This window comes from Sporosarcina sp. FSL W7-1283 (genome assembly GCF_038003105.1).
GTDB lineage: Bacteria > Bacillota > Bacilli > Bacillales_A > Planococcaceae > Sporosarcina > Sporosarcina newyorkensis.
The window spans coordinates 432,938-454,654 of the sequence record NZ_JBBOOL010000001.1 but is presented as its reverse complement, the minus strand read 5'-3'; the positions used below and the strand labels follow the sequence as shown (position 1 = coordinate 454,654).

Sequence of the window (21,717 nt, the reverse complement as noted above, 5' to 3'; positions counted from 1 at the left end):
GATCTACCCCACTTTTTTTGAGCTTTCTACTGCATATTGAATTAAATATTCAACAAATATATTGAAATTGGCAAATCGCTCATCATTTGTCTGACCTTTTTCATATCGATAGTAAATTTGCTGGCAAATAGCCGCAAGCTTAAAATAAGCGAATGTCAAATAATAATGGATTGAGCTTATATCCCTGCCGCTTTTTTCAGCGTAAGCCTGAATGAACTCTCCGCGTGTATAAAACCCCTCCAACACAGTAACAGGGGGATCTCCAAGTCCATTTTTCAGGATTTCGGGATCGTCTTCTTGAATCCAATAACTCATCGCTACACCCAAATCAGCAAGCGGATCGCCAACTGTAGTCATTTCCCAATCAAATAAGCCCGTCATTTCTGAAAAGTCTTCCGAAAACATAGCATTATTCAATTTATAATCATAATGTATAATTGTAGGCGATTGGGACTCTGGTATATGGTTCATTAAATAAACTCTCAACTCATCCATTCCTTGAATTTCGCTCGTTTTTGCTTTCTCAAAACGGCCGATCCAGCCCGATACCTGTCTCTTCAAAAAACCCTCGGGTTTTACCATTTCAATCAGTTTGGTTTTTTTATAATCAATTCGATGTAATGCAACAAGTTGATCCACCATAATTTGAGAGATTTTCCTGCCAAGCTCTGCGGTATATGTCACTTCGGAAGGGAACTCTGAGTCCAAAACTATTCCTTTACGTCGTTCCATGATAAAAAAAGGACGACCGACAATCTGCTCATCTGCTGAGAAAATATAAGGTTTTGGAGCCTGCTCGAACACCTGATTCAATGTGTGTAAAATCGTGTATTCCCGTTCCATGTCATGAGCTTTCGACGCAACAGTTCCCAAAGGAGGCCTTCTCAATACTGCTTCCCAATCACCGACTTGCAATAGATAGGTTAAATTGGAATGCCCTGCACCAAATTGGCGAATCGTTAATTCCCCGTCGGGTGTATCGTGCAATTGCTCCTTAATAAACCGGTGCAGCACAACTGTATCCACTTCTTCTCCCTGTCTCACTTCAATCGTGTCACTCATTCGGTCATCCTCCTTCCGGTACTAGCCATTCAGTCTGTCAAAGGGCTTGCTGCCTGCGTTCATTACTAGAGGGAAGAATATTTAGAATGCGGTGGCTCCACCGTCGACAGTCAACACATCTCCCGTTACATAATCTGATGCGCTCGAAGCCAGGAATAGTGCCGGCCCTTTTAAATCTGTATTACTGCCAAGTCTGCCAAGCGGCGTTCCATCCATAATCGTCTGCTGACCATGTTCAATGAGCACTTTGGACATTTTCGTAGGGAAGAATCCAGGGGCAATGGCGTTCACATAGATTTGATGTTTCCCCCACTTCACGGCCAGATCCTTTGTCATCGTGATCACTGCACCTTTACTGGTGTTATAGCCGATGGTTTGCATGAATGGATCAGTCCCGCCAAAACCTGCAATCGAAGCGATATTAATTATTTTCCCGCCTTTTTGCTCAATCATCACTTTACCGACTTCTTGTGACATTAAAAATGTTCCTGTTACGTTAACGTTCATAACCTTTTCCCATGCTTCCAGCGGCATATCCTCAGTAGGAGCCGCCCAACTTGCTCCACTGTTATTTACAAGGATATCAATCCGACCAAATTGCTGTTTTGTCGTTTCAACCACACACTTTACCTCTTCAGGATTTGTTACATCACAGCTTAACGCCAGCGACTCCACACCCATTTGCTTTAATTTGTCACTCATTTCTTCACAAGCCGGTCCATTACGTGAACAAATGACAACATTCGCACCTGCTTCAGCAAATCCTTCTGCAATTTGCGCGCCAAGACCGCGCCCGCCCCCCGTTACGATTGCGGTCTTCCCTTTTAATGAAAACAAGTCCATTAACCTCATGCTCTTCAACTCCTGTCACTTATATTTTTTCAATTCCAATCTGGCTATCTGTCTTGAATGAACTTCATCAGGTCCATCCGCGATCCGAAGTGTACGCGCACTTGCGTACATATAGGCCAGTGGTGTATCTTCACTGACACCCGACCCGCCAAATGCTTGGATGGCGCGATCCATTATTTTTGTCGCCATATTTGGTGCAATTACTTTAATCATTGCAATCTCAGTTTTAGCCACTTTGTTACCAACTGTATCCATCATATAAGCAGCTTTTAACGTAAGCAGTCTAGCTTGTTCAATCTCCATTCGGGATTCCGCAATCCATTGCTGCACAACTCCGTGCTCCGCAATTTTCTTTCCAAATGTTTCTCGTTCTTGCACACGTTTGCACATGAGCTCCAAAGCACGTTCAGCCGCCCCGATCAGCCGCATACAATGATGGATTCTTCCTGGTCCCAAACGGCCTTGTGCAATCGCAAAACCTTTTCCTTCTTCCCACAGTATATTGTCTGCAGGCACCCGTACATTGTTGAAAGTAATTTCCGCATGTCCATGCGGAGCATCGTCATAGCCAAATACCGGCAACATGCGTTCAACCGTGACGCCCTCTGTTTCCATCGGAACTAGAATCATGGACTGCTGTTCGTATTTCGGTGCATTGGGGTCACTTTTTCCCATGACAATCATTATCTTGCAACGGGGATCTCCGGCGCCTGATGTCCACCACTTTTTCCCGTTGATTACATAATCTTTCCCATCACGGATAATACTGCATTCTATATTTGTCGCATCACTTGAAGCTACATCTTTTTCTGTCATTGCAAAGGCTGATCGAATCTTTCCTTCAAGTAAAGGCATCAACCAGTCCTGTTTTTGCTTCTCTGTACCATATCGCGACAATACTTCCATATTTCCCGTATCTGGTGCATTACAATTAAATATTTCAGGTGCGAGAAACGATCTGCCCATGATTTCACAAAGTGGTGCGTATTCTAAATTCGTTAATCCGGCTCCGTATTGTCCATCCGGTTGGAATAGGTTCCATAATCCCTTTTGTTTCGCCTTTTCTTTTAACTCTTCTATGACCAGAGGCACCTCATTCCAACGGTTTTCCTGGGAATCCAGCTGTTCTTTGAATATCGCTTCATTTGGATAAATATATTCCTCCATAAAATCTGATACTTCTTTTTGTAATTGAATGACACGGTCTGAATACGAAAAGTTCACCTGATATACCCCCTTCAACATACTGACCAACCAGTATGTAACTCTTATTTTTCATTCTATGATCGTGACTCACTACTTAAGGTTTCATGATGAATTCAGTCATGTTTGTATCCCTTTCCCGTCAGAAAATTGCGCAGATTTTCGCTTCTCGGATTTTCAAGAAATTGCGTCATGGATTCGGACCAATCACCGTCTTTCTGATTGGTCCTGCGGCTTTGATAGTAGGCTTTTAGCTGTTCGTCATATAACGGCAGCAGTTGGTCATACTTTTCCAGATCGTACGCGTTCTCATGTATGACCGCATCTACAGGAAGCCTTGGCTTAACTTCATTTGCTTCATCCGCCACCCCTACGGTCATTCCATACAGCGGGACAACACCGAAAGGTAATTCGAGCAGCTCGCTAATTTCATACGGCGCATTCCGCACTCCTCCAATGTAGCAAATCCCTAACCCTAACGACTCTGCAGCAATTGCCATATTCTGAGCAAATAAACCTGCATCCGTTACACCCACAATAGTATTCTCAGCCAATGAAAATTGTATATCACGGCCTAAAAGATTAGCGGCCTTTTTCAGCCTGGCATAATCCATACAAATGACAAAGACAGCGCCCGCCCCATTGATCTGTTGAGGATTTTTCGCTAACTCCGCCAGTTTAGTTCTCTTCTCCACATCTGTAACATGGATCACAGCATATGCTTGGACGAAATGAGAACTTGCAGCAGCCTGCCCGGCACTGACAATCTCGTGTATTTCTTCCTTGCTTAGAGAAACCTCTTTATATTTTCTGACGGATGCATGTGATTTCATTAATTCAATAACCACTTACATTCCCCCTGACTTTTCCTTTTGATAACGATTAAGAATGAGTGGACGCCTTGGATTCCGACAGCTCTTGAAGTACATTTTTTGCTGTTTCCATTCCCATGAATTCCAATGAATCATACGTGTAAGCAGCTGTGTGACTGGAAGCTAGAAATCGTTCATGTTTCAATAATTCCTTATTGAAATCAGGTTCATCTTCAAAAACATCCAGTGCAGCGCCGGCAATCATTTTTTCATCAAGGGCCATCAATAAATCTTCCTCGTTAATTATTCCTCCCCTGGCTGTATTTACAATAATTGCGTTAGGTTTCATTTTTTCAAATGCCGAAAAGTCCAGTAAGTGTCTGGTTTCAATATTTAAGTCCGTATGGATGGCAATGTAGTCCGACTGGCGATAGATTTCTTCCAGCTCCTTATATTCAAACCCCAGTGTTGCTGCACTTTCCTGATTCGTAAATTTGTCATATGCAATAATTTTCATACCGAACCCTACAGCCCTCTGAATGACTGCTTGCCCAATTCTACCGGTCCCTATGACGCCCAATATTTTCCCTGAAAAACCAAGCCCCGGTCTTTTATTCCACTCATTGTTTCTTACTTCCTGTACTGTTCGGGGTATGTGTCTGGCAGCTGAGATCAGCAGACCTATTGTATAGTCCGCTACTGCATCTGTACTTGCATTCGGAACATTTTTCACGACAATCCCTTTACTATTTGTCACTTCAAGATCAATGTTATCAATACCGATTCCGTGCTTGGCAATCACTTTTAAGTTCTGAGCATTTGCCAGTAGTTGCTCATCCACCTTTTCTATGCCGACTACCAAAGCATCCGCATCTTTCAGACTTTCAGCAAACTTCTCTCTATTATTTACTACATCAGGGTTCAGAATCATTACTTCACAATCATTTTCTTGAAGGTGGTTAATAGGCTCGCTAGTTATTTTACCGAATGTTGGGGAGCTGCTTACGACTTTATAAGTTGCCATAGATGAACACCACCTCGTTATTTTGTTATTACATCTTCACTTGGCAAGTACCTTTCTTCCAGCTGACCAACCCTGTCCATACCCATTTTTTTCACTAGCTCTCCATGTGGAATACGAGGTGTTTGCATCCCTTTGATCGCACCCATAGAGCCAATTTCATTGAAAGCACTTTCTACCGCTCTATATGATGCGGTAACTGACACTAAGGCGAAGTGAGCAATTTTCGGTCCAATCCACTGGATTTCTTCCATAGAAAGCTCTTCCAGCCATCCTACAATTACGAGAGATACAGGACAATTCACCTCATCTACAAATCTTTTTACTTCCTCTTTAGTACGGAAAGCTTTTGAGATGGGTTGCACCAGATCTGCGCCTGCTTGACGATAAAGTTTCGCCCGCTTAATCGCTTCTTCAAGATCTGTCGCATCTGTTCTAGCAATAATCAATGTCTCATGCTTCAATTTATGTTCGGCTGCAGCTCTTATTTTTCCAGCAGCTTCTTCGACAGGTAAGATATTATTCGTTTCATCCACACAAATCGGGCAGCGTTTAGGGCTGATTTGGTCTTCGAAGATCATTGCCTCCGCACCGGCCAGCTCGAAATCATGAACGGTTTTAATCACATTGACGGCATTTCCATATCCGGTATCTACATCTGCAACGAGCGGCTTGTTCGATACATACGTCATCCGTCTCACTGTATCCAGATTTTCTGTCCTCGTATACATTTCGATATCGGGTAACGCTAAAAGTTGTGCGGAAATTGCGAAGCCACTGGATAATAATGCATCGATTCCTTCTACGTCATTTGCTATTCTCGCACTCAGTGCATCTCCAACACCGGCAGTTATAATCAATTCTTTGGTTTTCATCAATTCTTTTAACGTGTATAACTTCTTTTCTTTTATCATGTAATGGCCCTCCTAAAATTAAGAAACATAGGTTTCATCCATTGCCTCTTCACTGCTTTGCCTTTTGGTAAATGTAATCCAAAGTTCTTTGGAAAGAGAATTTTTCATTAAAACAAATAATATTTCGATCGCAATCCCGATGAAACCAATTGGGACCAGAAAAAGAAATGGATAAATAGGGAATAAAACTCCTCCTGCCGGGAAAGCGAATCCTTCCGCAACTCCTGTTAGAGAGTAAGTAAACGTATAGTACGTAAACAATAAAGCGAGGGCCAGCTCGACTATCAGCATTACCAGCAATAACATTTTCTGCACAATTCGAGGCATTCTTTCCACGACCATAGATATCCGCGGCATCACACCGGATGAATATGCATAGAGAATAACAGTAAAGGATGCCAGGCTCATGAGATAGTTCTGAACGATTTCATAACTGCCTTCAATGGATTTAGATGTAATATTCCTCGAGATTACATCCGCAGTGATTAAGAAAATCATTCCAAACAACGCGACTCCAGAAAGAAAAATTCCCGCTTTTTTGAAGTATCCAAAAACCCTATATGCGTTCGTTAGCTTGTTCATTAGGATCATCCTTCATATTCAGTAATAAAATCATAGGACTTCCATATGGAAGCAATTGATTAAAACGACTTCTTTACTTGACTGTCGAAGGCAACCATGTAACTAAACCAGGGAACATGATCATTAATCCGCACACTATAACAGTCAGGAAAACGGCTATCATAATTCCATATTTAAATATCGCTTCTGACGAGATCCCGCTTGTGGATGAAACGGCATATACACTTAATCCTACTGGCGGTGTGATCAATCCTAATGTACTTACAACTGCAATAAACACACCAAACCAAAGTACATCAATCCCTGCCGCTTCGATAATCGGTAATATTACCGGTAACGTCATGAGAATAACTGCTGCCCCCTCAATGAACATGAATAGAAGAAAGAAAAGTACTGACAATAGACATAGGATCAATACCGGATGCGCCAGCAATGGTTCTAGTAATAGCGTAATTTTTCTTGGAAGTAACGAAAGCGATACAAAGCGGCTAAATATATTCGCACCTATTAAAATTAAGATGATCATGCCTGTGATTTTCGCTGTCTCGCTTACAGAAGACTTGATGAAATGCATATCTACCTTTCCCATTACTAACGCGGTAAGTAATCCCGCCAAAGCTCCGATTGCACCGGCTTCTGTAGGGGTTACAATACCTGAGTAGATACCGCCGAAAACAACTGTGAAAATAAATAACCCTACCATTACAATGATAATGGATCTTTTCAAGCCAACTTCCCTTGTACCTGTAGAAACTCGCTCTTCTTCTCTTCGCTGATCTTTAAACATTAAAAGCAAACAAACAATCAAAGTTAGCATCATAAGTGCCCCAGGAATAATTGCACCCACAAATAAGTGACTAATCGGCGTTTCTGTAATTACACCGAAAAGGATCAATATAATACTTGGAGGGATAATTCCAGACAACGATCCACTTGCTGCTGAGATGGCACCAGCCAGGGCTGGTTTATATCCGTATTTGGTAAGTTCAGGAACTGCCACTTGCCCTAAAGAGGCAGATGTAGCAGCACCCGAACCGGAAACAGCTCCGAGCAACCCCCCGATTAAGATTGTCAACGAGCCTAATACAGCGGGTCTTCCGCGGGACACATTGTATATCATAGCAAACGCGTCCTCAACGACACCCGCTTTCAATATGAACTGCGCCATAATGATGAAAAGCGGAATAGTCGTCAGCGTGTAGCTGGAGATTTGAGTAAATGGGTCATGACTAAGGAAACCCGAAATGATACTGAATCCGTCGACGTATATTAAACCTAAAATGCCAATCGTCAGTAATATCGTATGAATATGGAATCCAGCAATCATGAGAATGATAAAACCTACAATAATAATGGTCAACAATCCCAAATCATGCATAACTATTCGCTCCTAACCTAGTTAAACTTCTCTGTTACCAATACATTTACAGATTCTTAATCACTTCCGGCACATCTCCGCCTTGCTCAATTACGATATCTCTCCAAAGTTTAGCGATTTCTGTGCCCGGGTCGCCTTGTTTATTCAGTAGATCAATAAAATCAAACCAAGTTTCTTCCATTCCCTTAATCAGTAAGTCTTTCACCTTCGGGTCCAAGTCTTCTACACTTACAAACTCGCCTCCAGTTTCTTTAGAATTCGTAATGATTTCGTCACTGCGATCCACCCATAATTCCGCACCTTTCCCAACAAGCTCATCGGATGCATCAATCATGATCTTTTGAATGTCTTCAGGAAATTCATTCCACTGCTTATCTGTCATAGCCAACAGGGAACTAAAGTGCCCCAAGTTCACGTCGTCTACCGTATACTTGAATAACTCTTCAAAGCCATAACCTGTCCAGTCCGAAATGAAAAGGAAGCTTCCATCAACAGCACCTCTGCTCATTGCATCATAGAGATCAAACGTCGGCATCGTAACTGAATTCGCACCTATCTTTTTTGCATAGATTTCATGGATACGGGATGGCGTACGTAATTTTGCTTTCTGCACATCCTTCACACTATCGAATTTCAAGCCTGTTGTAGAGATTGAATATTCCTCAGAAATGGTTGCCGGAAGCACTTTTAATGACTGGCTTCCATATTCCAACTCCGCAAATGTTTTTCCATCTTTTAATTCCACATCACTGTTGATCAATTCCTTAAAGGCTAAGCTGCCGATTATCGGACTTGATTTAGTCAAAGGAAGCATAGTAACTTCAGACAGCGGGAATGTCGAAGGTTCGTAAATCGGAAGCAATGGAGCTGCGATATTTACAGTTCCTTGTTTGAGCGCGTCTACTTCATTCGTCGCCTTTACAAGTTCTTCTGAAGTAAACGTTTCAAATGTCACTCTGCCATCAGACTCTTCTTCTACCTTTTTCATCCACGGCTCATAGAATCCTACCCAAAGTCCATGATTTGCACTTAATGCTGATGTAACCCGAAGTTTAAACGTCTTCTCATCGCTTGAACTTCCCGCCTCTGCCTTCTCGGTATCTCCTCCACAAGCCGTTAACAGTAACAATGCAAAACCGATCATAACCAAAAAAGTCTTCTTCATTTGTTTCCCCTCCAGTTTTATATTTAGTTTTGGATCGTTAGATGAATTTCAATAAAGTTCATCATCAATCAGGAAGTCAATCTTCTATTTTGCAAGTAGCTTATGATGTCCCCATACTTAATCAAATCCTTGGTCTTTTCAGGTACTTTTTCACTTTTTAACGTAATCCCCTTATTTACCAACGTCAGTTCTTCCGTGTCCCAGTCATAAATAATGTGATCCCATCGATCTGCCACCTTTGCTATCCCTTTACATTCAATTAGTGGAAACCCATTGGTAGATTCTCCCCGATAGAATCCCGGCGAAAACGATTCTGCAATAATCCCTTTAACCCCTAATGCCCGTAAAGCCCGGCATGATGGATAGTGCGGATGTCCATATCCGAAGTTCTCCCCCCCTATAATCACGTCTCCCTCCTGAACTTGATTAGTAAAATCCTTATCATAATTACTCATACATACCTCTTTTAATTTTTCGATATCCTGTATTTTCATATTCGTAACGCCTACAATTAAATCGATATCGAAATTCGGTTCATCAAATACCCAGCAAACTCTGCCATCCAGATTTTCCATCATATACATTCCCCTCCTACATCATGGTCCTTGGATCCGTTATTTTTCCATTGATGGCGGTTGCAGCGATTGTGTACGGACTTGCTGTATAGATTTCAGCCTTATTGCTACCCATACGTCCTGGAACATTTAGAGTTCCTGTTGAGACCGAGCGTTCGCCGTCTGAAAGCGCTCCCATTTGTCCAATGCAAAAATCGCATGAGGACACTTGAACTAGGGCTCCCGCTTTAATGAGTCTTTGTGTAAGCCCCAACTCACTCATTTGCAACTGAATATTGGTTGTCGTTGGTACTGCGTTTAAACGGAAACTTTCAGCCACATGACGTCCATCCAGAATTTCCAAAGCCTGCTGAAAGTCTTTAATTCGGCCGCTTGCACAGGATCCAATATATCCATGGTCAATAGTTAATCCCAACACTTCTGAAATTGGTACTGTATTTGCCGGTGTTGGAGGTATTACAATTATAGGCTCTACTTCCTCCAATTGAATCGTATATTCCCGCAAGTATTCCGCATCGTTGTCGGGGTACATATCATCATAATCTTTCACATTGTGTGTCTCCAGATAGTCATGTGTCACCTCGTCTGTCTCCATGACGGCGGATACACCACCTAGAAACATAGCTAAATTACATAAAGTGAATCGTTCATCCATTTCCAATGATTTGAGACCTGGCCCTCCGTACTCAATTACGCTTAAACGACAGCCGGCTGGTCCAATCTGTTTAATAATGGAATGAAAAACATCTCTGGAAGTCACGCCTTTCAGTAGCTTTCCAGTCAAATTGATTCGTACTGTCGGTGGGACAACAAGTGAAACCTGTTCCGTCGCAAAAGCCTCTATCATGCTGTTTCTGATACCAATCCCAATGGCACCAAGTGCGCCAATCGTACTGATGTGACCGTCAAAATGCACAACAAACTCTCCCGGTTTAATATAGCCCTTTTCAGAAATTACTTGATGTCCTATTCCTGCACCCTCATATAACTTAAATCCATATTTCTTAGAAAATCTTCTGGTGATTTGATGTATCTCCTGTTCTTTCGGTGTTCCTGCTGGATAAAAGTGATCAATGAACAATAAGAACTTCTCGGGATTTTTCACTTTGTGAATATTCAGCTCTTCCAACTGCTTTTCATATTTATCTATATATCCGGGATAATCATATGCTGTTATAATATCTGGAGAAAACAATCTTTCTTCCCCTACTTCAACTTTTTTATTGTAGTTTTTAGAAAATACTTTTTCTGCTATTGTTTGGCCCAAGACTACACTTCCCTTCTTCAAATTTACTAGAAAACTATCTTTCTATGTCTTTTACACTTCACAAATGCTATTATGAGATTAAATAGTCAGATAAATTAATCAGGTCAATGACCTGAGTCAGTTGCTTTATTGAATAATACAATTAGTCAGAACATTTTGCAAGACTTAATTTATTAGGAGGAAAACATATGAGTAGCAAAATACCAATAAGCCGCGAAACGAAAGCTAAAAATACCAAAAGAAAATTATTTGAAAGTGCCTTAAGTTTATTTAAAGAAAAGGGGATTGAGAATGTTCACATCGAAGAAATCACAAATTCAGCCGGTGTTTCTAAAGGGTCATTCTATACACATTTCAAATCAAAACATGACGTCATCCTGGAGCATTATCAGTTAATCGATGAAGTATATGAGGAAAAGTATGAGGAATTAAAAGAAGCTGAAGTATCTTTCACTGAAAAACTGCAAACTATTTTACTATCGGGCTTTTACTTTTGTGATGATATGGGCTTCGACTTTCTATCAGCTGTATTAATCAACCAGCTATCTTCACCTGACGATAAAATATTTATCAATAATGAAAATCGAAAATTATATAGGATTGTAAAACTTATTATCGAAGAAGGAATAGAATCTCAGGAATTTAATAATGAAGAAGATGGGCAATTCTACGCAGAAATTATTGTAGTATTCTATAAGGGGCTATTTCTGGAATACTGTTTACTTAAGAATCCGACGATTTTACTAAGTGATTTTGGAAGTAAATCACTGAATACGCTTATTGAAAAGGTACTAACGAAGTAATATAAACAAAATTGGTTGCATTGGTATTTTGAGAGGAAAGCTTTTTAAGAATGAATGAGGACTTACATTATACCGTACCAATTGATATAAGAAAAACTTCATTTACGTATGGGGTGGTTCGCCATAATAAGTTTAAGTGCGATTTGACCATCCAACATTGAAACATAGGACGCTAAAAACTTAATACGTATGACGTTTAACTAGTTAATAGTCTTATATCTGCATATTGATAATAAAACAAATGGAGTTGAGTGCTTGAGCAAGTTCAACCCAGAAAAGCTATTCGTTCAATATAGGCATGGTATTACTACAATGCACCCTATCATTCCAAGACGTTACACACTGACTCATTCAGATGAGACTGGAGATCTATTTTTAACGATTGGAAATGAGTATGCTTGGGATAAAGTTAATACTCAGATGAGAGATGAGGTCTTAGGTGAGTGGATTATGAATAGGAAATGCTTATTTTTCTATGTATATTTATATGTAGATCAGGGAGAACACAATGAAAATGTATCCGCAAAACGGAATGAAATATTTAAACGTGAGTTACCACTTGCACTATCAGCTATTCGATATGGCGATAGATTCCTATTCAACCAATACCCGAACCTTGATACTGCTCATATCATCGTTAGCTTTATATCCACTCACCCTCAATTGGCTAGGCAAGAGAATTGGGGGACTTACAGTAGTTTGTCGATGTAATACGTTTAGCGTTTTAACATTTCATACAAAATAGGTAAGCTAGGCAAGATTTATTGAAACGTCTTGACTAGCTTTTTTAATTTTTTTTTAAACCTTACTTATGGCACCGCCCACCGGGATGTGACTATGTACGGTTTTTATTGAGATAAAATTAGACTATTCATTGATAAACTTGATATAAAATTTTTCATCTATGTAAACTGATTGTTCAACTACTTGAGTCAATTTCATAATTGCTCTTATTAAAAATACAAACAAGGGCCGAATTGGCAAATTGTATTTCAAAAAACAAAAATCATGCGGCTTGAAGCAGTTGTAACCTTGTGTTGATCCGATCGGCAGCGAGTTTAGAAGCGTTGTAAATTAGGACTAATAAGTCAAAATGAAGATTTGCACGTTTACCTGTGCGATAGCGAACATTATTCATTTGGAAAACTCTTTTAAATAGGCGTTGACCCGTTCTACGTAGATTCTATAGTTTTTCCATGAACAAGAACCGCGGGCTGGTGCTCCATTTCCTCGTAAATCAGTGGTGATTTTGACTTTGTACACCTTCTAACAGATACCTTCATTTGCCATTGGGCACTCCAGGTACTCCTTGGGGCGAGTGTATTTCAGTGTTTCATATTGCGCATCATAACTATCATAACGATAGGAATGTTCTCTGAAACAAGTGAGCGCAAAATGTTCATCAAAACCAAGGCACTATTGTTCGTTACGCTTATTATAAGCAATGATAGATTGTTGTCTCATACGATGCACCTGTTCGTAAATAATTTCAAAATCGTAGCTGGCATCCATCGTGTGATACATCAAATGAGGAAGTGGGAGCCGTTCTTCAATTCCTTATAACAGCGGAATTGCGGCTTTTCCGTAGTTCAAGTTACCAGAGGAGAACAGGGACTGCAAGATATATTGGCTGAATGCACCCACTGCCAAATGCCCTTTGTAGCCGAAGCAATACTCGTGCTGTCCTTCACTGTTTTCCTTGACTCCCCAGTAGGGCTCTTGTGGAATCTCGGCCCATAACTCGTGAAGTGGAACACCTAGCTGGTCTTCGATTTTCTTTTCGTACATCGGCAGGTTTGCTTTTCGTTCAGCTTCTTTAGCCAACCATTGTTCCCGCTCTTCTTTCTTTTTACGACCCCGCTTTTTCGGTTCTGTTTTTGGTTTTTCCATGTTTACTCGGTGCTTTGTCACGCGCCTCAAAATGCGTCGCAGCAATGGCGTCCAGAATGGTGGTTTCCTGAACGTTTTCCAAGAATTTTGTTTTACGTAACGTAATCAGCATACGGCTGTATGAAGCCTCGGAAGGAACAGCATCTAAGACCTTAAATCCGCAATCTAGTTTGAAAGATAAGTCGTGTTTCAATCGCTTTACCAGGTCCTTGATGGTCGGAATTCGTTCGATATAACGCGCGAATACACTAACTAGCATGGCTCCATAATTTAATTCGGTCGTGGCACCGAATCTGGATTTCTTATTAATTTCAAAGAAGATGGCAGCCATGATCTCTTTATATTTTCGGGTAGGTTCCATCACGTATAATTCTTGGATGCCAAATAGGCTCCCCTTTCGTATAATGGTCATAGGGAGTACTCCTCCGATCTTTATGGGATGTTTCGTCGACTACCATTATACAAGATTTAGAGAGGTACTTCTTTTTTGATGCCTTCAACCCCTTGGGAGACAAGGGATCAGAATTATGAAATTCATTCATATAGAAAATGAAAGAAAGAATGATTATACTGATAAGACTTTCGACGATTCTTTTTTATGTGAAATATACTTCTTTTCTAAAAATGCGTGAACCCTATGAGATTACCATATCCATTTGAGCATTTGAACTATATTTTGACATCCGCTAGTTAAAGCGTTATAAGTATAGTGGGATAAAAAACAGAAAATTCGAATTTGAGTCATCCCTAAATTATAGAAAAGAGGTTATACGAACATGGAAAAAAAAGTGCATTTGCATACGGCTTTCAAAGATAATGAGATACTCCATACGATTTTCCCTTCATTCGACGACCGATTTGGCATCCTATTCACCACAAGCAAGGGTTACTCAGGCCATACTGTCATTGGAACCATTCTTGGGATTCACTTAATAGTCAAAGATTCAAACGGAATATATATTCCCACACTAGAACTAGAGTCCTTCCAGTTCTCAGGAATTTCAGAGGCAAGGTCATTTGCAATCAATTTCGCCAATTTTTCAGCCTTAGATTATTTATTATTGGTCAACCAAGTGGATATGACGCCTGCGCAATTTCACTGAATGGCGATGAGATCCAATCACCAACGAATCTCACGGAACACATTCCAGGAAATTCGTTGGTATAAGGATGTAGATTACCTTTTTCAAAGTGAGCAAAATAAATTGTAGACTTCCGTAAAATCCATCTTTTCATTCTTCCTCTTAGAACCCTACTATAACAATCTTATTGACTCAAATATTTCCTTTTTGCTTTTCACAAAAATCTTTTTTATCATGGAGATTCTTCTTAAGGAATGCATGCAATTTTAGTTCCTCTTCCTTAATATCTTTTTCGTCTAAATGATTCAAATTTACCCGATATACGTATAAGCACTTCTCATCAATAGTTCCTAGATACTCCGCAGTAGCGTTATTATGCTTAGGTAAGATGAACACACCCACTTCACAATTATATGACACTAAATAGCTTATCATTTGAAAAATATCTTCTCTTTTAGGTTTATCGCCTTTATATTTTGCATCGGCTATACAAGTGACGACCTTGTTTTCTTCGATTACAATATCAGGCTCAATTCTAGGAATGGAAACGTCAGAAAACAGATATTTTTTTCCCTTATAGAAAGAGACATTTTGATCGTCTTCTAAATCAACCAATGCATTTAATAAAAATCTTTCAAATACATCTTCAGTATTGATATAAATGGACGGCAAGTTTAAACCTTTGCTATCAATCCCTTTTTCAAATTGAAAAGTGGCTCTTTTCATTATCAAAAAGCATGTTTCTAGAACGTCTACATAATAAGAACGAATTTGAGGAATATCATTAATAAGACGCTTAATGTCTTGCTGGGAAAAATCTATTATGTGACTAACGTAAGAAACACGAGAAAAAACCTCTCTTAAGTATAGTAGCTTTCTTAAATACTTCTTCTCTTTACCAAACAAACGATAGTATCTAATTAAATGCTCAACTGTTAATTTGATAACCTGGTTTGACAATATATCCCTATCCAACTCCTGAAAGGAGTGAACTACTCTGTAATCAATATTCTTAAAAACATTTAACGTTATATGCTCTTTGAATAATATTTTTCCCTTAGTAGTACTTGAATTACGCTCCTTTCGAACATAATCTCTGTATATACCTTCTCGTTCAATTTTTTGCATTTTTTTCAAAAAGGCTATTGTCAATAAATCAATGAGGTTGGTATTATTTTCCATTTTATTATATTTTCGCATAAAATCTTCTAACATATTTAATTCTCTTTCTGATTTAAGAAGAATATAAAAGAAATTTTTGATACCAATCTTAGGTTTTATATTTAAAGCCAGACTTTTATTGATAGGCACTGTTCCTATATAATTACTTGCTGTAATCTCCAGACCTACTGGTTTGTATGCTACAGAATAAAATTTTTTATCCACATTATTAGCAATAATATCAAAATACTCGTCCCTTAATACAACTTTTTCATCGATTATAATACTTTGATTCTCTATTATATCAAGGACCCTCAATCCTCTTCACTCCATGGGTAAATATTAATAATTTTTTCCATTATATCATCTTCATATTTAAATTCTTTTTTAAATAGAGGTTCTAACTGATATTTCCAAACGTCATTGAGATCCTTCTTATCCTTGCTATTTTTAAAAAAGGCGTGACCAAGACCCACCTCAAATATATCTTGAATTTCAATAAAAAATTTCACTAAATCTTCTTGCAATTGTTCTTCCATTTTATTCCTCGTTAGTATTTTTCTTAACAAATTGCTATCAGGAAGCATTTCGTATACATCAAATCTCCTAGTCAACGCTATATCGAATTCAGTAACTGATTTATCATAAGGATTCATCGTACCGATTAGAATCAAATTTCGGGGTATTATTATTTCCTCTTCGCTATAAGGTAAACGAAAAGGAATACCACGATACTCAGTCTCTAAGTACGTCATTAATTCACCCAGAATTTTACTTATATCCCCTCGGTTAAACTCATCAATTATTAATACATACCTGTGATTAGGGTTTAAGGAGGCCTTATCACACATTTGAGTAAAAATCTTCTTTTTCACAATGAAATTAGCTTCATGGGTAGAGGTACTTGGTACAAAACCCTCTACAAAGTCCTCGTAACTGTATGAAGGATGAAATTGAATAGATTCAATATGACTTTCATCACCATCAGTTAATTTTAAAGCTAATTGTTTTGCATACCATGTTTTACTGGTTCCAGGCGGTCCGCTTAATATTATGCCTGACGAACCTTTCTCGACTAATCGATTAATATTAATCCAAATTATATCGTCGTCCTCTACTTCGCTATCCAACGAACTAACAATTGGAGCTCCATAGTAACTGAACCAGTCATTTCGCGACAAATCATTTGGCAAACCAGGAGGTTCATTATCCAATATGTAGTCTACGAATTCACAATATGATTCATTTAATATATACTTCGTAGTTCCCAGGGGACATCTACCATCCGTCTCAATGATTCCATAATTAAAGTTGCCTACTTTCCCTAAACCTTCGCCTGCACGATGCATAAAATATAGAGGTCTTGCCTTAGTCTCATTATTAGCTCCCCCATATTTCTGATCAATCTCTTGTAATTGTATATGGTTATCCAAGTCATCTCTATATTTATGAATATCTTCTATTGTCTGAGTAATTTGATTGCGGTTTTCCATCTTAACCAAAAACCTACGAAATTCATCTTCACTTAGATAATCATTACATTCACGGATGATTTTATAGAATGTCCAGTAAGGAAATATGTCTGTACTGCCTGGATTTTTTCTCCCCTGGGCTGGATTATCCTGCTTATATCTAGCTATGATCTCGGCTATAAAATATGGGAAAAACTTAAGATGGTCTGGTACTTTAGTTAAAAGTAATATCGCTTGTTCCCCTGCTGGAGTAAAGTCGAATGTAATACTAGTTTCCCCTGTTATTCTTTGAGTCCACCCTTGTTGCTCAAATGCAGTTATGTATGTCTCGACGCTACTGAGCTTCCCTGTTTCTTGTGCTTGTTGCCCAAGTAAAACACGTCTTTCGTTATCAGCTCTCCTTTTAAAATCCTCTGTATATTCCTGTCCTCTCATATTATACAATATAGAAAGTTGGTTTATCGCCGCTGCTGTCATCGTGTTATAAGCGGCATTTGTCCATTTGAACTCTGTCAACTCGTTCACTCCTTGTTAAATAATATGTTTAGCTTATTGTAATATAAAACTTAACATGACGTACTATTTAATAGTATCTCACAAAAAAAGGTGTAGATATATATCTACACCCCATTTAACAACATTTCCAATTGATTGTCTTCATTTATTATGGTATTGTCTGTATCTTTCAACTCCGCAAAGCATTGGCTGAATTGTTTATACAGAGCTCGTGATAAGTGCCAAAACAATACCGGCGGTATCGCATTACCAATTTGGCGATAAGCGTCACCTTGGGAACCGACTAGTTGGAAAGAGTCAGGGAACGATTGTATCCTTGCCGCTTCTCTTGGTGTAAAACGTCTATATAACTCTTTTTCAGGATCCACTAATAAAACAGGGTCTCGCGAATTCAAACTCACTTTCGCCAAGTGGCTGGTGATAGTAAGACATGGAGCATTTAAATCTTGCCACAATCCTCTTTTCATATTTTTCTTAGCATTCTTCATCCCTTGAACGGCTCTTTCCGAGAAATAATACTTTGGATCATTCGGAACTAAACTGTCTATTACTTCTTTTAATGGAACCCATGGTTTTTTATTATTCTCGCCGTTAACATCATGTGTTTCTAACGGAAACTCGTAACCTTGTTTTAAATCGTCTCTGACTCCAACAATGAAAACTCTTTCTCTTTTTTGCGGTATCCCAAAGTCTGCAGAGTTAAGAAGTTTGGAAGAAAGATTATAACCAGCCTTTTCAAACTCATTACAAACACGTTTATAAATCTCTCCCTTATGAAGAGTCATGAACCCTTTTACATTTTCCGCTATAAAAAACCTAGGTTTGTGATATTTTAAAACCCTTATCATTTCTTTATATAAATTCGCTCGGTCATCGAACGGATCTTTGGTTGGGTTGACGGTACTAAAAGATTGGCAAGGAAATCCACCTATTAGTAAATCATGTGCAGGGATCATCTCTTCTTTAATATTAAGAATGTCACCATTCTCAACTCGGTGACCATAAGATCCAAAATTTTTCTCATAAGTATTTATAGCTTTTTTATCAATATCGTTCGCATACACTATCTCATATGGGAGTCGAGCATAGTTTTGTCCAATATATTTAAACCCACCCAACAAGCCGACATCCGCTCCACCACATCCTGCAAACAAGGAAACCACTTTAAGCATTTTCAAGCCCCTTTCTTAATTTTTTTTATCAATCATGTTCAAGGTATCTTTTAACTTTTCCGCTATTACACGCCCTAACAATGGCGGAACCGCATTTCCGACTTGTTTGAGTTGATTAGTCTTAGAGCCCTCAAAAATAAATTCATCCGGAAAAGATTGAATTCTGGCAGACTCGCGCACTGTGGGCACACGATTAGCAATATAGTGAAAATGATGGTTATGCCCTGTATCTATCGTAAAACTTGGTTTATTGCTATTCATCCGAGTCCAGGCAATATTAACTTTTCTTGTTTCTTGTAGCTCTTTCGGTAAATCCTTATAGTTACCCCCATCAGGAACTAATGAAATAATGTCGACAGTTTGTTTTTTATGAATGGTAGGAATATGATTGTGAATTGATGTGCTTTTGCCTCTCATTAATTTTTGATAGTCATTTTGAGGACTGGAGATATATTCAATAACTTCTTCCCCATTCTCCAATAGAGGCAGATCGCTTAAAGCATTCTTACATGTAAGCAAAGGAAGTCTACCAGCTCCATTGGTTGGTTCAGGGAATTGGAAAACATCATCCGGAAAATCGAAAATCCCCTTTTTAAGACCTACGAAGAAAACTCTTTTCCTATTTTGGGGCACCCCATATTCAGAAGCCATTAAGATTTTGTAAGTAACATTATAGCCTATACTTTCAAAGTGACTAATAATTTCATCTTTTGCTTTTCCTTTAAATAATTTCACTAACCCAGGAACATTTTCCATTACAAATGCCTTTGGTTGAATGTCCTTTACGACCCTAACAAACGATTTATAAAGCTGATTCCTTGGATCATCTTCTTGACGAAATCCTGATAGAGAGAAGCCTTGACAAGGAGGTCCTCCGATGATTACATCAATATCTTGCTTGGATACATTGCACTTATTTAAAATTTTCTCTGTTGGTAGTAAAGATAGATCGGCTTCTAAAACCTTAGAGTCCTTATGATTTTTTTTAAATGTTTTCAATGCTTCCTGCCAAATGTCAACCCCTAAAAGTATTTTATACCCCGCTTGCTCAAAACCAAAAGAAAAACCCCCACAGCCACTAAATAAATCTATAACGTTGTATGTTTTTTTCGTCACTTTTTGATCTTCCAATTCAAATTATATTTTATTGAAACCTCAATCCCTCTTTTATGTACAACTATGGATAGCTTGCTAATACAAACCATATGATTAATTTATTCAAGGAACTTGAGAAATGTATTTGTTAACTCATTTCAGTTTTTCTATTTCTTCTTTTATTATATAGATGGTGTTCCTAGACAATCCTGTATTTCGATGTATATTCATAATGCTAATATTATCTTTTAAACATCTCACTACTTCGTCGTAAATGATTTTTTCCTCGCCAGTCGCATTCTCATGGTATCTTCTTTTTCCGCCCATGAACTTTCCTTGCCTTTTTGCTATTTCAATGCCTTTCTTTTGAGCTATTCTTACTCTCTCTCCTTCTTCCTCTACTACCCAAGAAAGAAGTGAGAGTACAAGATCGGCGACTGTTCTTTCTCCTCCCTCTTTTCTTGTATCTAAAATCGGCATTTTGAGAACAATAATTTCGATATTTTCCTCTATAAGTGCTTTCCATTCATCTCTAATTTCCCTAAACTTTTTTCCTAGTCCACTTAAGTCATAGACAACTAAAATATCTCCTGAACATAATTTCGAGCGCATTTCTTTATAAACTGGCTTATCGCAAGTTAAATCAGTCTGTTTCTCTTCAAATATAAAATCACAACCAAAACTCCGTAATTCTTCTATTTGTCTTTCAAGGCTCTGAGTTTCTGAAATTCCCCTCACATATCCAAAAATCAAATTTATCACCTCTTAGTTAACGAACAAATTTTCGCGAATAATAGCTTATACCCATAATACTATATTCCGGGATGTTTGAACAGAGTCTACTCTGTCTGAACATTTTCTAAATTCTTTGTATGAAGAATATACATTCTCGAAATATTTATAAATTCAATGTAGAAATAAACAAGCAACACTTATTGCCCCACAATCCGAACGCTATTCCAGAATATATACCACTTGAAGCGAATCCATTATACTAGCAAAGTCAATTAGAGAAAATAGAACAGATAGGATAGGATGGAGATTTTTTCTTTCTCATTGCCTATTAAAAAACAAGCAGCCACCCGGTATTTGCTAATAAATTCCATTTCTTTTTTTTTATTAATGAGACTCCTCAAAATCGAACGATACAGTGTACTCCTAATACACATTCATAAAAACGTCTCATAGATCAGCTCGGCAAGACACAACTGAATTAACTCGTCAGATTGAAAATGCTCTTCATCATTGCCATTACACTGATACTAATTGCACGCTGCCGCAGATTTTCAAACAAATCCTTTAAATCTTTTGGTATTTTTAATCTTTATCATTCGACCTGCCAATGCTCTGTAGATTCCAAAAAATGTAACGACTTAATTTCATGCTGATCTGTCACGCTTTACAAAAAAGATGCAATCATGAAACCCCTATCACCCACGTCTCTGAAACACTTCAAAATCATATGAGGACCAGGTATTCTTCATCTAAATCGACTAAATCGACATAAAGACCAATAATCGCTTTCATTCCATCCACTTCTTCCCCACCTGAAACACCCCCCTCTCCCTCGCATGCCCGACATAAGTGGGAAATTCGCCCATGCATTTTTTCCGTTCGAACAGGAACTCCTCTTTTCCTGTCTCGACGGAAGCCAATATTTCGCAAAGTAGGCGATGGTGAATATCATTCCAACAT

At 38.7% G+C, this 21,717-nt stretch carries 20 protein-coding genes and 1 pseudogene; 3 read left to right on the top strand and 18 right to left on the bottom strand.

Going from position 1 to position 21,717, the window contains the following annotated elements:
* Positions 1-3: 3 nt before the first annotated feature.
* The 11 genes from MKY93_RS02160 to MKY93_RS02110 form a co-directional block, all read right to left on the bottom strand.
* Positions 4-1,062, bottom strand: a complete 1,059-nt coding sequence (locus MKY93_RS02160; protein ID WP_340758106.1) for a phosphotransferase family protein — start codon at positions 1,060-1,062, stop codon at positions 4-6.
* An 81-nt stretch (positions 1,063-1,143) separates the two neighbouring features.
* On the bottom strand, positions 1,144-1,914 hold the full coding sequence (locus MKY93_RS02155) for an SDR family oxidoreductase (protein ID WP_340758105.1): 771 nt from the start codon (positions 1,912-1,914) through the stop codon (positions 1,144-1,146).
* Between the two features lie 15 nt (positions 1,915-1,929).
* Entirely contained in the window at positions 1,930-3,138 is a 1,209-nt protein-coding gene (locus MKY93_RS02150) for an acyl-CoA dehydrogenase (RefSeq protein WP_340758104.1), read from the bottom strand.
* A gap of 95 nt (positions 3,139-3,233) precedes the next feature.
* On the bottom strand, positions 3,234-3,965 hold the full coding sequence (locus tag MKY93_RS02145) for an NADPH-dependent oxidoreductase (RefSeq protein WP_340758103.1): 732 nt from the start codon (positions 3,963-3,965) through the stop codon (positions 3,234-3,236).
* A 34-nt stretch (positions 3,966-3,999) separates the two neighbouring features.
* Positions 4,000-4,953: a phosphoglycerate dehydrogenase gene (locus MKY93_RS02140; protein WP_340758102.1), complete on the bottom strand. Its 954-nt coding sequence runs from the start codon at positions 4,951-4,953 to the stop codon at positions 4,000-4,002.
* A 17-nt stretch (positions 4,954-4,970) separates the two neighbouring features.
* The gene (locus MKY93_RS02135) at positions 4,971-5,864 is read right to left on the bottom strand and encodes an isocitrate lyase/PEP mutase family protein (protein ID WP_340758101.1); all 894 of its coding nucleotides are present in this window, start codon (positions 5,862-5,864) and stop codon (positions 4,971-4,973) included.
* A gap of 18 nt (positions 5,865-5,882) precedes the next feature.
* The gene (locus tag MKY93_RS02130; RefSeq protein WP_340758100.1) at positions 5,883-6,446 is read right to left on the bottom strand and encodes a TRAP transporter small permease; all 564 of its coding nucleotides are present in this window, start codon (positions 6,444-6,446) and stop codon (positions 5,883-5,885) included.
* Positions 6,447-6,519: 73 nt separating this feature from the next.
* Entirely contained in the window at positions 6,520-7,824 is a 1,305-nt protein-coding gene (locus MKY93_RS02125; RefSeq protein ID WP_340758099.1) for a TRAP transporter large permease, read from the bottom strand.
* Positions 7,825-7,870: 46 nt separating this feature from the next.
* Positions 7,871-8,989 (bottom strand): TRAP transporter substrate-binding protein DctP, encoded by a 1,119-nt coding sequence (gene dctP / locus MKY93_RS02120; RefSeq protein WP_340758098.1) that lies wholly within the window; start codon positions 8,987-8,989, stop codon positions 7,871-7,873.
* 68 nt (positions 8,990-9,057) lie between these two features.
* Positions 9,058-9,567, bottom strand: coding sequence for a 3-isopropylmalate dehydratase (locus MKY93_RS02115; RefSeq protein ID WP_340758097.1), 510 nt, complete (start codon positions 9,565-9,567; stop codon positions 9,058-9,060).
* 13 nt (positions 9,568-9,580) lie between these two features.
* Positions 9,581-10,831: a 3-isopropylmalate dehydratase large subunit gene (locus MKY93_RS02110; RefSeq protein ID WP_340758096.1), complete on the bottom strand. Its 1,251-nt coding sequence runs from the start codon at positions 10,829-10,831 to the stop codon at positions 9,581-9,583.
* Positions 10,832-11,019: 188 nt separating this feature from the next.
* On the opposite strand from MKY93_RS02110, the gene MKY93_RS02105 reads away from it, so the two are divergent.
* The gene (locus tag MKY93_RS02105) at positions 11,020-11,634 is read left to right on the top strand and encodes a TetR/AcrR family transcriptional regulator (protein ID WP_340758095.1); all 615 of its coding nucleotides are present in this window, start codon (positions 11,020-11,022) and stop codon (positions 11,632-11,634) included.
* A 255-nt stretch (positions 11,635-11,889) separates the two neighbouring features.
* Complete coding sequence (locus MKY93_RS02100) at positions 11,890-12,345, top strand: staygreen family protein (RefSeq protein WP_340758094.1); 456 nt, start codon at positions 11,890-11,892, stop codon at positions 12,343-12,345.
* A 295-nt stretch (positions 12,346-12,640) separates the two neighbouring features.
* Here the strand turns inward: MKY93_RS02100 and MKY93_RS02095 are convergent.
* A pseudogene (locus MKY93_RS02095) lies at positions 12,641-13,936 on the bottom strand (transposase).
* Between the two features lie 364 nt (positions 13,937-14,300).
* On the opposite strand from MKY93_RS02095, the gene MKY93_RS02090 reads away from it, so the two are divergent.
* Positions 14,301-14,627 (top strand): hypothetical protein, encoded by a 327-nt coding sequence (locus MKY93_RS02090; protein WP_340758093.1) that lies wholly within the window; start codon positions 14,301-14,303, stop codon positions 14,625-14,627.
* 171 nt (positions 14,628-14,798) lie between these two features.
* Here the strand turns inward: MKY93_RS02090 and MKY93_RS02085 are convergent, their stop codons facing one another.
* The 6 genes from MKY93_RS02085 to MKY93_RS02060 all read right to left on the bottom strand — a co-directional run bounded on the left by MKY93_RS02085 (position 14,799) and on the right by MKY93_RS02060 (position 21,627).
* Entirely contained in the window at positions 14,799-16,085 is a 1,287-nt protein-coding gene (locus MKY93_RS02085) for an McrC family protein (protein ID WP_340758092.1), read from the bottom strand.
* A complete protein-coding gene (locus MKY93_RS02080; RefSeq protein ID WP_340758091.1) occupies positions 16,082-17,755 on the bottom strand; it encodes an McrB family protein in 1,674 nt (557 codons plus the stop codon). Before MKY93_RS02080 ends, MKY93_RS02085 begins: the two co-directional genes overlap by 4 nt.
* A gap of 104 nt (positions 17,756-17,859) precedes the next feature.
* Positions 17,860-18,927: a DNA cytosine methyltransferase gene (locus MKY93_RS02075; RefSeq protein WP_340758090.1), complete on the bottom strand. Its 1,068-nt coding sequence runs from the start codon at positions 18,925-18,927 to the stop codon at positions 17,860-17,862.
* Positions 18,928-18,942: 15 nt separating this feature from the next.
* Complete coding sequence (locus MKY93_RS02070) at positions 18,943-20,058, bottom strand: DNA cytosine methyltransferase (RefSeq protein ID WP_340758089.1); 1,116 nt, start codon at positions 20,056-20,058, stop codon at positions 18,943-18,945.
* Between the two features lie 117 nt (positions 20,059-20,175).
* Positions 20,176-20,775 (bottom strand): recombinase family protein, encoded by a 600-nt coding sequence (locus MKY93_RS02065; RefSeq protein ID WP_445683473.1) that lies wholly within the window; start codon positions 20,773-20,775, stop codon positions 20,176-20,178.
* Between the two features lie 705 nt (positions 20,776-21,480).
* A complete protein-coding gene (locus MKY93_RS02060; RefSeq protein WP_340758087.1) occupies positions 21,481-21,627 on the bottom strand; it encodes a hypothetical protein in 147 nt (48 codons plus the stop codon).
* Positions 21,628-21,717 lie beyond the last annotated feature (90 nt).

What these genes read in the sequence shown, in the direction of transcription:
- MKY93_RS02160 (WP_340758106.1), bottom strand. Translation starts at nt 1,062, where the DNA reads ATGAGTGACACGATTGAAGTGAGACAGGGAGAAGAAGTGGATACAGTT.
- MKY93_RS02155 (WP_340758105.1), bottom strand. Translation starts at nt 1,914, where the DNA reads ATGAGGTTAATGGACTTGTTTTCATTAAAAGGGAAGACCGCAATCGTA.
- MKY93_RS02140 (WP_340758102.1), bottom strand. Translation starts at nt 4,953, where the DNA reads ATGGCAACTTATAAAGTCGTAAGCAGCTCCCCAACATTCGGTAAAATA.
- MKY93_RS02135 (WP_340758101.1), bottom strand. Translation starts at nt 5,864, where the DNA reads ATGATAAAAGAAAAGAAGTTATACACGTTAAAAGAATTGATGAAAACC.
- MKY93_RS02130 (WP_340758100.1), bottom strand. Translation starts at nt 6,446, where the DNA reads ATGAACAAGCTAACGAACGCATATAGGGTTTTTGGATACTTCAAAAAA.
- MKY93_RS02125 (WP_340758099.1), bottom strand. Translation starts at nt 7,824, where the DNA reads ATGCATGATTTGGGATTGTTGACCATTATTATTGTAGGTTTTATCATT.
- dctP (WP_340758098.1), bottom strand. Translation starts at nt 8,989, where the DNA reads ATGAAGAAGACTTTTTTGGTTATGATCGGTTTTGCATTGTTACTGTTA.
- MKY93_RS02115 (WP_340758097.1), bottom strand. Translation starts at nt 9,567, where the DNA reads ATGATGGAAAATCTGGATGGCAGAGTTTGCTGGGTATTTGATGAACCG.
- MKY93_RS02105 (WP_340758095.1), top strand. Translation starts at nt 11,020, where the DNA reads ATGAGTAGCAAAATACCAATAAGCCGCGAAACGAAAGCTAAAAATACC.
- MKY93_RS02090 (WP_340758093.1), top strand. Translation starts at nt 14,301, where the DNA reads ATGGAAAAAAAAGTGCATTTGCATACGGCTTTCAAAGATAATGAGATA.
- MKY93_RS02075 (WP_340758090.1), bottom strand. Translation starts at nt 18,927, where the DNA reads ATGCTTAAAGTGGTTTCCTTGTTTGCAGGATGTGGTGGAGCGGATGTC.
- MKY93_RS02060 (WP_340758087.1), bottom strand. Translation starts at nt 21,627, where the DNA reads ATGCATGGGCGAATTTCCCACTTATGTCGGGCATGCGAGGGAGAGGGG.